At 70.8% G+C, this 12,293-nt stretch carries 13 protein-coding genes and 1 pseudogene; 4 read left to right on the top strand and 10 right to left on the bottom strand.

Annotated features, from left to right (window positions below):
* Nucleotides 1-6 precede the first annotated feature (6 nt).
* Together ACH4T9_RS30790 and ACH4T9_RS30785 are read left to right on the top strand one after the other, a co-directional pair.
* Nucleotides 7-870, top strand: coding sequence for a hypothetical protein (locus ACH4T9_RS30790; protein WP_396671488.1), 864 nt, complete (start codon nt 7-9; stop codon nt 868-870).
* Between the two features lie 219 nt (nt 871-1,089).
* Nucleotides 1,090-1,992, top strand: coding sequence for a phytanoyl-CoA dioxygenase family protein (locus tag ACH4T9_RS30785; protein WP_396671436.1), 903 nt, complete (start codon nt 1,090-1,092; stop codon nt 1,990-1,992).
* A gap of 72 nt (nt 1,993-2,064) precedes the next feature.
* Here ACH4T9_RS30785 and ACH4T9_RS30780 read toward each other — a convergent pair whose 3' ends face one another.
* From ACH4T9_RS30780 to ACH4T9_RS30740, 9 genes are all read right to left on the bottom strand, one after another.
* On the bottom strand, nt 2,065-2,709 hold the full coding sequence (locus tag ACH4T9_RS30780) for an MOSC domain-containing protein (RefSeq protein ID WP_396671437.1): 645 nt from the start codon (nt 2,707-2,709) through the stop codon (nt 2,065-2,067).
* A 121-nt stretch (nt 2,710-2,830) separates the two neighbouring features.
* Complete coding sequence (locus tag ACH4T9_RS30775) at nt 2,831-3,664, bottom strand: carbohydrate ABC transporter permease (RefSeq protein ID WP_396671489.1); 834 nt, start codon at nt 3,662-3,664, stop codon at nt 2,831-2,833.
* 11 nt (nt 3,665-3,675) lie between these two features.
* A complete protein-coding gene (locus tag ACH4T9_RS30770) occupies nt 3,676-4,662 on the bottom strand; it encodes a carbohydrate ABC transporter permease (protein WP_396671438.1) in 987 nt (328 codons plus the stop codon).
* Nucleotides 4,659-5,948 (bottom strand): sugar ABC transporter substrate-binding protein, encoded by a 1,290-nt coding sequence (locus ACH4T9_RS30765; protein ID WP_396671439.1) that lies wholly within the window; start codon nt 5,946-5,948, stop codon nt 4,659-4,661. Before ACH4T9_RS30765 ends, ACH4T9_RS30770 begins: the two co-directional genes overlap by 4 nt.
* Before the next feature lie 210 nt (nt 5,949-6,158).
* On the bottom strand, nt 6,159-6,440 hold the full coding sequence (locus ACH4T9_RS30760; protein WP_387025050.1) for a GlsB/YeaQ/YmgE family stress response membrane protein: 282 nt from the start codon (nt 6,438-6,440) through the stop codon (nt 6,159-6,161).
* Between the two features lie 317 nt (nt 6,441-6,757).
* Complete coding sequence (locus ACH4T9_RS30755) at nt 6,758-7,045, bottom strand: GlsB/YeaQ/YmgE family stress response membrane protein (protein WP_350887192.1); 288 nt, start codon at nt 7,043-7,045, stop codon at nt 6,758-6,760.
* A 312-nt stretch (nt 7,046-7,357) separates the two neighbouring features.
* Nucleotides 7,358-9,235: a translation elongation factor 4 gene (gene lepA, locus ACH4T9_RS30750; RefSeq protein WP_396671440.1), complete on the bottom strand. Its 1,878-nt coding sequence runs from the start codon at nt 9,233-9,235 to the stop codon at nt 7,358-7,360.
* A gap of 122 nt (nt 9,236-9,357) precedes the next feature.
* Complete coding sequence (locus ACH4T9_RS30745; RefSeq protein WP_396671441.1) at nt 9,358-9,891, bottom strand: DUF4240 domain-containing protein; 534 nt, start codon at nt 9,889-9,891, stop codon at nt 9,358-9,360.
* Nucleotides 9,892-9,976: 85 nt separating this feature from the next.
* Nucleotides 9,977-10,564: a DUF4240 domain-containing protein gene (locus ACH4T9_RS30740; RefSeq protein ID WP_396671442.1), complete on the bottom strand. Its 588-nt coding sequence runs from the start codon at nt 10,562-10,564 to the stop codon at nt 9,977-9,979.
* Between the two features lie 92 nt (nt 10,565-10,656).
* On the opposite strand from ACH4T9_RS30740, the gene ACH4T9_RS30735 reads away from it, so the two are divergent.
* The gene (locus ACH4T9_RS30735) at nt 10,657-11,685 is read left to right on the top strand and encodes a phosphotransferase family protein (RefSeq protein ID WP_396671443.1); all 1,029 of its coding nucleotides are present in this window, start codon (nt 10,657-10,659) and stop codon (nt 11,683-11,685) included.
* Between the two features lie 113 nt (nt 11,686-11,798).
* Nucleotides 11,799-12,065, top strand: coding sequence for a 30S ribosomal protein S20 (rpsT, locus tag ACH4T9_RS30730; RefSeq protein WP_396671444.1), 267 nt, complete (start codon nt 11,799-11,801; stop codon nt 12,063-12,065).
* Nucleotides 12,066-12,191: 126 nt separating this feature from the next.
* Here the strand turns inward: rpsT and ACH4T9_RS30725 are convergent.
* A pseudogene (locus ACH4T9_RS30725) lies at nt 12,192-12,293 on the bottom strand (type I methionyl aminopeptidase); the annotation flags it as partial.

Here is a 12,293-nt window from a genome sequence, read left to right as displayed (position 1 = left end):
CAGGGGGTGCGGGTGCGAACTCGGGCAGTCGTCGCGGCCGGTGTCGTCGTCGCCGTCATCGCCGCCATCGGGATCTGGTTCGTGGCCCGCCAGGTGGGTGAGCGCCTGCGGCTCCCCCTGGCCAGCCGCACCTGTCTCGTGCAGGCGGACGGCCAGGTGCGCCTCGACGCCGACCAGATGGCCAACGCCGCCACCATCGCGGCGATCGGCACCCAGCGGAAGATGCCGGAGCGTGCCGTGGTGGTGGCCCTCGCCACGGCGTACCAGGAGTCCGGGCTGCGCAACCTCGACGGCGGCGACCGTGACTCCGTGGGGCTGTTCCAGCAGCGGCCGAGCCAGGGCTGGGGCACCGGGGAGCAGATCGGTGACCCGCGGTACGCGACCAACAAGTTCTACGCCGCGCTCAAGCGGGTGCGCGGCTGGGAGAAGATGCGGGTCACCGATGCGGCGCAGCGGGTGCAGCGCTCGGCCTACCCGGAGGCGTACGAGAAGTGGGCCGACGAGTCGCAGGTGTTGACCCGGGCGCTGCTCGGTCAGGCGACCGGGGCCGTGGCCTGCACCGTGGGGTCGACGCCGGTGATGCGCGGCGAGGCCGCGGCGGCGGCGCTGACCCAGGGCCTGAGCCTCGACTGGGGGCTGCCGAGGACGGTGTCGCTGGCCGAGCTGACCGGGCTCGCCGTGCCGACCACCGACCAGCGCGACGGCTGGCGGTACGCGCACTGGCTCGTCTCGCACGCCTCCGATCACGGGGTGAAGCGGGTGCGCTTCGGCGGGTTGGAGTGGACCGCCAAGGCCGGCACCTGGGGTCGGGTTGCCGACGCCCCGAGTGCCGACCAGCGGGTCGTAGCGGAGGTCTTCGCCGACTCCTGATCGTCCCCGGATCTCCCCACCGACGGTGACCGCGCAATCCGGCATAGAGGGCAAATTCCCCGGGTTGACACCCAATTGTCACCCTCCGCGCCCGACCGACTGCCGATCGTCGGGTGACCGCCCGGCCCCGGCCGGGCGCGGCGCCACCCCCGATGCCGGCGCAGTACCATCGGCTGCCTGGGCCAGAGATGGTTTCCTCATGGGGAGGGGTACTACGCGGTGTTCGATTACGACGGCCGGACCGGCTACGAACCGATCAGCGACACCGATCGCAAGGAGTTCCACGAGCAGGGCTTCCTCCTGCTGCGGAACGTGCTGACGGAGGATCACCGGGCCGCCCTGGAGGAGGCCGTCGACCGCGTCTACGCGGAGGAGAAGGCCAAGGGCAAGACCACCAAGGACGGCACCCTGCACCTGCTGGGCTTCCTGGATCGGGACGAGCTCTTCGGCAACCTGCTCACCCACCCGATCGCCTTCCCGTACATGTGGGGCCTGGCCGGGTGGAACATCTACACCCACCACAACCACCTGGACGTCACCCCGCCGGCGGCGGAGCCGGAGAAGCCGTACTGGGGTTGGCACCAGGACGGGTACCGGCAGAACTCCGACCCGGAGACGATGGACCCGAACCTGCCCCGGCCGATGTTCTCGCTGAAGGTGGCGTACGTGCTCTCCGACCTGTCGGAGACCGGGCGCGGCGCGACCAAGGTGATCCCGGGCAGCCACCTGTGGAACTCGCTGCCCCGGCCGGACGACCTGACGGTGCACAACCCCGACCCGGAGGGCACGGTGGAGATCACCGCCAAGCCGGGCGACGCGTTCATCTTCGACCGCCGCCAGTGGCACTCCCGGTCGACGAACCTCTCCACGATCACCCGCAAGATGCTCTTCGTCGGCTACACCTACCGGTGGATCCGCCCCCTCGACGAGCTGCACATCGACCCCGAGAGCGAGTGGTGGGCCAACCGCACGCCGGTGCAGCGCCAACTCTGCGGCGAGGGCACCCACACCGCGAACTACTGGGGCATCAACTGGAACGGGTACGTCGACGACGAGATCCCGCTGCGCAAGGAGCTCAAGGAGCGCGGCCAGCTCGACCGCAACATCCCCTGGCTCCGCTGACGCGATAGGCGAAGGGCCCCCTGTCGGCGCGTGTCGCGCACGGCAGGGGGCCCTTCCGCACGCCCGGCGCGGTCAGGCCCGCCCCGCGTCGAGCCGGCGGCGGGCCTTCTCCCGGACCGACTCCGGCAGCTCGGGGACGTCGAGCAGCCGGGGCAGCAGTTCCGGTTCCAGGGTGCCGGCCCGGAACACCTCGCCGATGGTGACCCCGTGCGCCGGCCGGTCCACTACCTCGACCGGGTCGCCCGCGCTGACCTCGCCCTCCCGCAGCACCCGCAGGTACGCCCCGGGCGCGGCCCGCACGGTGAACCGCTTGATCAGGCCGGGCACGCCCCAGAACCCGGCGAACGTGGCGCACGGCGTGCGCGGCTTGGTCACCTGGAGCAGGGCCGAGCCGATCAGCCACCGCTCCCCGATCACCGCCCCGGTCACGTCCACGGCGTACGTGGTCAGGTTCTCGCCGAAGCCACCCTCCCGGACGGCCCGGCCCAGCTCGGCTGCCCACCAGGCGGCGTCCTCCTCGGCGTACGCGTAGACCGTCTGGTCGGGGCCGCCGTGGTGGGCCCGCTCGGCGATGAAGTCCCCATCGACGCCGTCGGCCCGCAGCAGCACCGGCCCGTCGACCGGTCGCTTGTCGATCCCACTGCGGCCGCTCGCGTCGCCCGCCCACTCCGCCTCGGTCACCACGCCGACGTTCACCGCCACCAGCCTGCCTGTCATGGCGTCAGCCTACGTCCGGGCACCGGCGACCGCCGTCCCCGCATCGGCGGAGCCTCGCCGCCGGGCGACGGGCAGGGACCCCTCCGGACGCTCACGCGCCCGGCCGGCCCCTGCCAGCACCTCAGCCCTTGACTGCGCCCGCCACCAGGCCGGAGACCATCCGGCGCTGCACCAGCAGGAAGAAGATGATCACCGGAAGGGTGAACAGCGTCGAGGCGGCCATCACCGGCCCCCACGCGGTGTCGTCCCGGCCGAAGAAGAACGTCATCGCCACCGGCAGGGTGTACCGGTCCTGATCGTTGATGAACGTCAGCGCGAAGATCAGCTCGTTCCAGGCGGTGATGAAGGAGAAGATGCTGGTCGCGACCAGGCCGGGCGCGACCAGTGGGAACAGGATGCGGCGGAAGATCTGCACCCGGCTCGCCCCGTCGATCGCTGCGGCCTCCTCGAGTTCCTTGGGCACCGCGGCCACGAAGCCGCGCAGCATCCAGACCGCGAACGGCAGCGAGAAGCCGAGGTAGGTGAGGATCAGGCTGGGCAGGGTGTTGTAGAGGCCCAGCCGTTGGATCATCAGGAACAGCGGGATGACCAGCGCCTCCAGCGGGATCATCTGCACCACCAGCAGCATGATCAGGAAGCTGGTCCGCAGCTTGAACCGGAACCGGGCCACCGCGGTCGCCGCGAGCAGCGCGACCAGGCTGCTGAGCACCACGGTCGAGACCGCCACCAGGACGCTGTTGAGGAAGAAGTCCGCGAACGTCACGCCGGGAATCAGGTTCCCGGTCAGGATCTCCCGGTAGTGCTCCAGCGTCGGGTTGGCCGGCACCGGCCGGGGCGTGGCCGAGAAGATCTCCCGGTTCGGCTTGAGCGACGTCGCGATCATCCAGTAGACGGGGAACGCCGCGAAGAGCGCCACCAGCAGGCCCGCGCCGTTGAGGGCGACCCGCTTCACCACCGCGCCGCGCCTCACGACTCCTCCTCCTGCTTGAGCACCATCCGCACGTACACCCCGGTCACCAGGAGCAGGATCAGCGTGAGGATGACCGCGATCGCCGCGCCCAGGCCGTACTTCGGGGGCGGGGAGAACGCCTCGGCGTACGAGTAGATCGACAACATGAACGTCGGCCGGTCCTGGGTGCCGCCGGCCAGCACGAACTGCTGGGTGAAGACCTTGAAGTCCCAGATGGTGGAGAGCACCACCAGGATTCCGAAGACCGGGCGCAGCAGCGGGAAGGTGATCTTCCAGAACACCTTCCACGGCCCGGCCCCGTCGACCCGGGCCGCCTCGTGCAGCTCGCCCGGCACGCTCTTGAGCCCGGCCAGCACGCTGACCGCGATGAACGGGAAGGAGTGCCAGACCACCACGAGGGTGAGGATCGAGAAGAACATCAGCGGCGAGTTGAACCAGCCGTAGCCGGTCCAGTCGGCGCGCCCGAACAACGCGTTCGACAGCCCGTCCGGCAGGGCGTTGAACAGCCAGGTCACCAGGCCGGAGGTGTCGTCGAACATCCACTTCCACACGATGGTGCCGGTCAGCGCCGGGGTGGCCCAGGCCAGCATCACGCAGCTCGCGACGAAGGTGGCCATCCGCTTGCCCAGCCCGTTGAGCAGCAGCCCGACCAGGGTGCCGAGGATCATCGTCAGCGCCACGTTGGCCACGGCGAAGAGGACCGTGTTGCGCAGCACCGTCAGGAAGAACGGGTCCCCGAGGATCTCGGCGTAGTTGCCGAACCCGACCCAGGGCCATTCCCGGTCGCCGCGCAGCTGCCGGACGTTGTTCAGCCGGAAGAAGGACATCGCCACCACCTGGCCGAGCGGCCACAGCAGCAGCACGCCGATGATCACCAGGCAGGGCAGGAGCAGCAGGTAGGGCAGGCGGTCCACCCGGCGACGCCGCCGCGCGGGGTTCTCCCGCACGGCGGACGTCTCCGGCGCCTGGATCAGCGTGGTCACTTCGCGTTGAGGATGCTTTCCATCTCGGCAGCCGCCTCGGCGGTGGCCTTCTCGACCGTCTTCTGACCCTTGATGACCGAGCTGTTCATGGCCTGGGTCACCGTCTTGGTACGGCTGACCTCGACCCACTTCGGGGTGAGCGGGGTCAGCTTCGTGTTCTGCATCGTCGTGGCGAACGCCGCCATGAGCTTGTCGTTGGCGTACTCGCCGCCGCTGACCAGGTCGGAGTAGACCGGGAAGAAGCCGAGGCTGCTGGCGAACTCCTTGTCCTTCTGCTTGCTCAGCAGCACGGTCAGGTAGTCCCAGGCGAGGTCCTGCTTCTTGCTGTCCTTCCACAGGGCGATGTCCGAGCCACCCGCGAAGGCCGGGGCCGGCTTGCCGTCCGGGCCGGGGATGGGAAAGGTGCCCCAGACCTTCTCGATCTCGGGGTTGTCCTTCTTGATGGCGCCGGCCTGCCAGCTACCGCCGAAGGCCATCGCCGCCTTGCCGGTGGCGAACTGGGTCCGGGCGTCGATCTCGTTCCAGCCGGCGGCGGCGGGCGGGGCGACCTTGTGCACGGTGACCATGTCGGTCCAGAACTTGACCGCCTTCTGGGCCTCCGGGGTGTTGTAGCCGGACTTCCAGGTGTCGCCCTGCTTGGTGGCGATCTCGCCGCCCGCGCCCCAGAGGAAGGAGTAGAACGGCAGCTCCGAGTTGCCCGGCAGCGCGATGCCGTAGGTGCCCGGCTTCTTCGCCTGGACGGCCTTCGCGGCGGCGACCAGCTCGTCCCAGCTCGTCGGCGGCTTCACGCCGGCCTCGGCGAACCAGTCGGTGCGGTAGTACAGCGCGCGGACGCCGGCGTACCACGGCACGCCGTACTGCTTGCCGTCGAGCTGGGCGTTCTTGACCAGGTCGGGAAGGATGTCCTTGCCCTCGGACCAGCCGCCGAACTTGCCGGTGACGTCGGCCAGCGCCTCCTGGGCGGCCCAGCCCTGGGTCTCGGTGTTGCCGAGCTCGGTGACGTCGGGTCCCTCACCGCCGGCGAGCGCCGCCTGGAACTTCTTGGGCGCCTCGAGCCAGGGGATGTACTGCACGACCACGTCGGTGTCGGGGTGCTTCTTCTTGAACTCGGTCTCGACGCCGTCGAGGAACGCGGTCTGCGCCTCGCTGCCCTCGCCCATCATCCAGACCGTCAGCTTGCTGTTGTCGGCGGCCTTGTCGTCCCCCGAGCCACCGCAACCGGTGAGCACCATCGCGGCCGACGCCACCACGGCGGTGACCGGGGCCAGCCGTTTCCACCTGTTCACGCCACATCTCCCTCGCGCCGTCCTGGCACTAACCTTCTCCGCCGCACCCTAGTAGGAAAAATTCCTTTACGACAGGGGCGACTTGGAAGCGAGGCGACCGTACCGCAGCGGGGGCGCGGCGGCAGTCCGACGTGGACCGAACCGGGCGGGACGCAGACGAACGGGCGCCCGACCGGAGAGGTCGGGCGCCCGTTGACGAGACGGTGGCTGTTACCGGTGGGTGACGCTGCGGCGACCACCCACGCCGGCCACGATCGCGACCGCGATGGCGGCGACGACGACCTGCACCAGCAGCTCGGCCCAGTCGACCCCGGCGGTGTTGGTGGAGATGCCGACGGCGTTGGCCAGCACGGTGCCGAGCAGGGCGGCGCCTACGCCGACGAGCATGTGCAGCCAGATCGGCATGTTCTGCCGGCCCGGGACGACCAGGCGGCCCAGGGCGCCCACGATCAGACCGACGATGAGCGCGGTGATGATTCCGGTAACAGTCATGGTCGTTCTCCTCAGAAAGCTTCACAAGTTCTGTTCGCTGTGGCGACAACTAAGTTCCCGACCCACCGGAAATCCAAACCCACCCTCCGGACATTGCGATGGATGCCCGCCACTCGGAACGTCTGAGCAGCTCAGGCCGCACGCGGCAGCCCTTCGGTGCACTCCCGGGCCTGGCCGGCAAACCGGAGCCCGCATTGACGAGAGACAACTCGTGCCCGCTTTCCCCACGCCTTCGGCACGGGCGCGGAAAGGCCGGCGCACGCGAAGGGCGCCCGACCGCTGTGGTCGGGCGCCCTCCGGGAGAAAACGGTGTGCCGTTACCGGTGGCTGACGCTCCGGCGACGGCCGACACCGGCGACCAGGGCCACGGCGACGGCGGCCAGCACGACCTGCACCAGCAGTTCGGTCCAGTCGATCCCGGCCGTCTCGGTGGCGATGCCCATGGCCCGGGCGAGCACGGTGCCGAGCAGGGCGGCGCCGACACCGATCAGCATGTGCAGCCAGATCGGCATGTTCTGCCGGCCCGGAACGACCAGGCGGCCCAGAGCGCCGATGATGAGACCAACAATGAGTGCGGTGATGATGCCCCAAACGGTGAGCTCCACGGGTCGCCCTCCTCCTAAAGATGTGTCACAACGGTGTCGTTGCTGTCGTGACCGCTAAGTTCCCGAGGGCCCGAAAATTCAAACCGGGTTCGCCGCCGATCTGCTGCCGCACGTCGATGTCGCCGCCCCCTCCGCCCACCCGCAAGGCGGGAAAAGGCCAGCTGGAAGGGCTCCCACCGCCCCCGCGGCGCGCGCTGCCGGGCCCGGAAAATTCCTTCCGGTACGACCGGACGCCCGTCCCCGGGCCGGCCTGGCTGGGCGTCCGTCGCGGTCACCCACGGTGGCCTGACCTCCCGGGGGGCGGTGGCGCGGCTACTTCTTGCCGGCGGCCTTGCCGTCGCTGTCGTCGGAGGAGAGGGCGGCGATGAAGGCCTCCTGCGGGACCTCGACCCGGCCCACCATCTTCATCCGCTTCTTGCCCTCCTTCTGCTTCTCCAACAGCTTGCGCTTGCGGCTGATGTCACCGCCGTAGCACTTGGCGAGCACATCCTTGCGGATCGCCCGGATGGTCTCCCGGGCAATCACCCGGCTGCCGATCGCGGCCTGGATGGGCACCTCGAACTGCTGCCGGGGAATCAGTTTGCGCAGCTTCGCGGCGATGGTGACGCCGTAGTTGTACGCCTTGTCCTTGTGCACGATGGCGCTGAACGCGTCCACCGGCTCGCCGTGCAGCAGGATGTCCACCTTGACCAGGTCGGACGCCTGCTCGCCCGAGGGCTCGTAGTCCAGCGAGGCGTAGCCCTTGGTGCGGCTCTTGAGCTGGTCGAAGAAGTCGAAGATGATCTCCGCGAGGGGCAGCGTGTAGCGCAGCTCCACCCGGTCGGCCGAGAGGTAGTCCATCCCGAGCAGGTTGCCCCGGCGGCCCTGGCACAGTTCCATCACCGCGCCCACGTAGTCGTTCGGGGTGAGCACGGTGGCCCGCACGACCGGCTCGTACACCTCGGCGATCCTGCCGGCGGGGTACTCGCTCGGGTTGGTCACGACGATCTCCTGGCCCTCCTCCGTGATGGCCCGGTAGACCACGTTCGGCGCGGTGGAGATCAGGTCGAGGTTGTACTCCCGCTCCAGCCGCTCCCGGATGATCTCCAGGTGCAGCAGGCCGAGGAAGCCGCACCGGAAGCCGAAGCCGAGGGCGCCGGAGGTCTCCGGCTCGTAGTCGAGCGCGGCGTCGTTGAGCTTGAGCTTGTCCAGCGCCTCGCGCAGGTTGGGGTAGTCGGACCCGTCGATCGGGTAGAGGCCGGAGTAGACCATCGGCTTCGGGTCCTTGTAACCGCCGAGCGCCTGCGTCGCCGGCTTGGCGTTGATGGTGACCGTGTCGCCGACCCGGGACTGGCGGACGTCCTTCACGCCGGTGATCAGGTAACCCACCTCGCCGACGCCGAGCGCGTCGGCCTTCACCATCTCCGGCGAGATGACGCCGATCTCCAGCAACTCGTGGACGGCGCCGGTGGACATCATCTTGATCCGGTCCCGGGCGCCGATCCGGCCGTCGATCACCCGGACGTAGGTGACCACGCCCCGGTAGACGTCGTACACCGAGTCGAAGATCATCGCCCGGGCGGACGCGTCGGCGTCGCCGACCGGCGGGACGAGCTGCCGGACGATCTCGTCGAGCAGGTACGGCACGCCGACGCCGGTCTTGCCGGAGACCCTGATGCAGTCCGCCGGATCGCAGCCGATCAGGTGGGCCAGCTCCTCGGCGTACTTCTCGGGCTGGGCGGCCGGCAGGTCGATCTTGTTGAGCACCGGGATGATCCGCATGTCGTTCTCGAGCGCCAGGTAGAGGTTCGCCAGGGTCTGCGCCTCGATGCCCTGGGCGGCGTCGACCAGCAGGACCGCGCCCTCGCAGGCGGCGAGCGAGCGGGACACCTCATAGGTGAAGTCGACGTGGCCCGGGGTGTCGATCATGTTGAGCACGGCCTGTTCGCCGACCCGGTCGCCCTCGCGGACCGTCCACGGCATCCGGACAGCCTGGCTCTTGATGGTAATGCCGCGCTCGCGCTCGATGTCCATCCGGTCGAGGTACTGCGCGCGCATCTGCCGGGGGTCGACCACGCCGGTGAGTTGCAACATCCGGTCGGCCAGGGTCGACTTCCCGTGGTCGATGTGGGCGATGATGCAGAAGTTCCGGATGCGCGCCGGGTCGGTGGCACCGGGAGCGTTCGCGCCGGAATCGAGCGTCGGTGACACAGCGGTCCGTTCTGGTCGGCTGACGTGAGCGGGCCGACGCAACGCCGGCCCCCTCTATGCTCCCACGTCGCCCCGAGCCCGGTCGGATCACTCCTCCCGCCGCCCGGGGCACGGCCGGCGGCTCACTCCTCGGGCGGCTCGACGAAGAGCGCGGCGAGCTTCGGCAGCCGGCGGCGGGCCTCATCCTCGTCGTCGAAGTCCCAGAACTCGCCCAGCTCCGGGTAGGGCGTCTCCGGCACCGCCGGCAGCTCGTTGGCGGTCGCCTTCCGGTACGCCTCCTCGGCGACTGTGAGCATCTGCTCGGCCTCGAACTCCTCGCCGGTGAGCGCCGCCTGACGGATCTGCGGCAGCGCCGCCAGCGAGTCCGGGTCGGCCACCGCGCGGGCGAAGACCTCCCGGCCCTGGGTGATCAGCCAGCCCCGGAAGTACTCGAAGCCGTCGTCGGACGCGCCCCCGTTGATCAGGTAGGCCGCGCCCCAGAGATCGGCCCGGTGGGACGCCGCCATGACTCGGCGCTGGTGCTGCGCGTACCCGACGATGTCGGCGGCGTCGCGCTCGGCCAGCAACGCCACGGCCCGGGCTGCGACGGGGCCGGCCGCTCCGCCCCCGCCGGCCCGGGCCCGGTCGATCAACTGCCAGAAGTCGTCGGTCCTCATGGGTTGGCAGTCTGACAGAGCCGGCCGCCGCCACGGCGGTCGCGCGGGTCGCGGCGGTGCCGCGCCGCACCGCGGACGCCGCGGGTCACAGGCGGGCGGGAATGGGCGGGAACATCGCCGCCAGGCGTGGGTACCGGCGGGCGAACTCGGCCGGATCGTCCGACTCCTCCGGCTCGTCGCCGGGGTCCGGCGAGTCGTCGCCCGGCTCGCCGCCGCGCGCGAGCACCGCGCCCTCCAGGCCCTCGGCGACGCCGGTGATCCGCTCGTGCGCCTCGTCCGCCACGTAGTCGAGGGACTCCCAGTCCGGCCACTCGTCGTCGGACCACTCGCGGGTGGGGCGGCCGGCCAGCCGGCGCACCTGGGGAACGTCGGCCAGGGTGTCCGGGGCCGCCACCGCCCGCTCGAAGGCCGACCGCCCCAGCCCGACCAGCCACGCCTGGAAGTAGCGGAACCCGTCGTCGGAGCAGAGCCCGCCGCAGATCCGCAGCGCGGCGACCCAGAGCAGCGTGGTGTCGGCCCGGGCGTGGGCCTCGTCCAGCCGGAGCTGGAAGTCGACCACCTCCGTCGCGGGGAGGCCGGCGAGCCGTTCCGTGAGCCAGGTCAGCCGCTCGTCCGGGCCGCCACAGGCCCGGGCGGACGCCTCCACCAGCGCCCAGAATCCCTCCGTGTCCATGACGGCATCATCGCGCGGCGGTACGACATCCTTGGCCTGCTCACGGCGCCCGGCGAACGGCGCATCGGGCGCGGGTGGGGCAGCATGGTCGGATGGTCCCGATCTCACTTCCCCCGGTGCCGTACGACGCGACCGCGCTGCGCCCCGGCTGGGCGGAACTGCCGGCCGGCCTGCGGGCGGCGGTGACCGCCCGGCTGGGCGGTCCGGTGGCGGTGGCCCGGGTGGCCGGCGCGGGGTTCACCCGGGGCTTCGCCGCCGTCCTGGAGACCGCCGCCGGGCGGCGGACCTTCGTCAAGGCGGCGTCGCTGACCGAGCAGCGGCACCTCGTCGACTGGTACGCCCGGGAGGCCGCAGTCCTGGACCGGCTCCCCGCCGGCCTGCCGGTCCCCCGCCCGCGCTGGGTGGTGGCGGCGGCCGGCTGGTACGCGCTCGGCCTGGACGCGATCGACGGTCGCACGCCCACGCTGCCGTGGACCCCGGCGGACCTCGACGCGACCCTGGCCGGGTACGCCGAGGTGGCCGCCGCGCTGGCCGACCCTCCCCCCGAGCTGCTGGGGCTCGGCCTGCCCCGGCTCGCCGACCTGGCCCGGGAGGACATCCTCTGGTGGGGCGAGGTGGCCGCCGGCCGGGAGCCGGCCCCGGAGCTGCCGTCCCCGGCCCGGGACCGGCTGCCCGAGCTGGTCGCACTGGAGTCGCGCCTGCCCCGGTACGCCGAACGCGGCGGCCTGGCCCACGGCGACCTGCGGCTGGACAACGTACTCGTCGACCCGACCGGCCGGGCGTGGTTCTGCGACTGGACCTGGACCTGCCACGGGCCGGCATGGTTCGACCTGGTCAGCCTGCTGATCACCGCCCACGCCAGCGGCCTGGACGCCGACGGGCTCTTCGCCGGGCACCCCGCGGCGGCCGGCGCACCCCCGGACGCCCTGGACGTGACCCTCGCCGCGCTCTCCGGTTACCTGCTCACCTCGGCCGCCGCCGGGCCGACGAGCGCGTCCCCGCACATCCGGGCACACCAGCGCTGGAGCGGCGGGCAGGCGCTGGGCTGGCTCGCCGTCCGGCAGGGCTGGGCGGCGGCGCCGGAGGGCCGGGAGCCAACCACCCCCGGGCTGCGGAAGTGAGCCGTTTTGGCTCGTCCGGGCGGACCTGGTAACCTGGCTATTCGCGCAGCGATGACGCATGCTCGTCGCAGCGGAATGCAGACCATACCGAGCTATCAAGACGAGGCTGTCGCGTGGCGAACATCAAGTCCCAGATCAAGCGCAACCGGCAGAACGAGAAGCGCCGGCTGCGTAACAAGTCGGTCAAGTCGTCGCTGAAGACCGCCATCCGCAAGTTCCACGAGGCTGCGGCGGCCGGTGACGCCGAGAAGGCCACCGTCCTCATGCAGGATGCCTCGCGCAAGCTGGACAAGGCTGTCAGCAAGGGCGTCATCCACTCGAACCAGGCGGCGAACCGCAAGTCGGCGATCGCCAAGCGCGTGACCTCGCTCGCTGCCTGACCGGCGTCCACAGACCTGACCGGAAGCCCCGGGTCAACCGGGGCTTCCGGTTTTCTGTGTGTCCGCACCGGCCTCCCGCGCGCTGGCTCCTGCGCACGGGGAACGCGGATGGCTGTCACCTCACGGTCACGTTTGCTTCGGCAGGGTGAGGATTTCGGCTCCGTCGTCGGTGATGGCGATCGTGTGCTCACTGTGCGCTGTCCGGCAGCCTGTCGCGCTTCGGAGTGT

Origin of the sequence: Micromonospora sp. NPDC020750, from assembly GCF_044334565.1 — a bacterium.
Lineage (GTDB): Bacteria > Actinomycetota > Actinomycetes > Mycobacteriales > Micromonosporaceae > Micromonospora.
Note: the sequence above shows the minus strand (reverse complement) of the source record. Positions and strands in the feature narration are given on the sequence as shown.

Bases quoted from the DNA above. Each gene is read 5' to 3' on its own strand.
- ACH4T9_RS30780 (WP_396671437.1), bottom strand. From the start codon at position 2,709: ATGACAGGCAGGCTGGTGGCGGTGAACGTCGGCGTGGTGACCGAGGCG.
- ACH4T9_RS30760 (WP_387025050.1), bottom strand. From the start codon at position 6,440: ATGACTGTTACCGGAATCATCACCGCGCTCATCGTCGGTCTGATCGTG.
- ACH4T9_RS30745 (WP_396671441.1), bottom strand. From the start codon at position 9,891: ATGAGGACCGACGACTTCTGGCAGTTGATCGACCGGGCCCGGGCCGGC.
- ACH4T9_RS30740 (WP_396671442.1), bottom strand. From the start codon at position 10,564: ATGGACACGGAGGGATTCTGGGCGCTGGTGGAGGCGTCCGCCCGGGCC.
- ACH4T9_RS30735 (WP_396671443.1), top strand. From the start codon at position 10,657: ATGGTCCCGATCTCACTTCCCCCGGTGCCGTACGACGCGACCGCGCTG.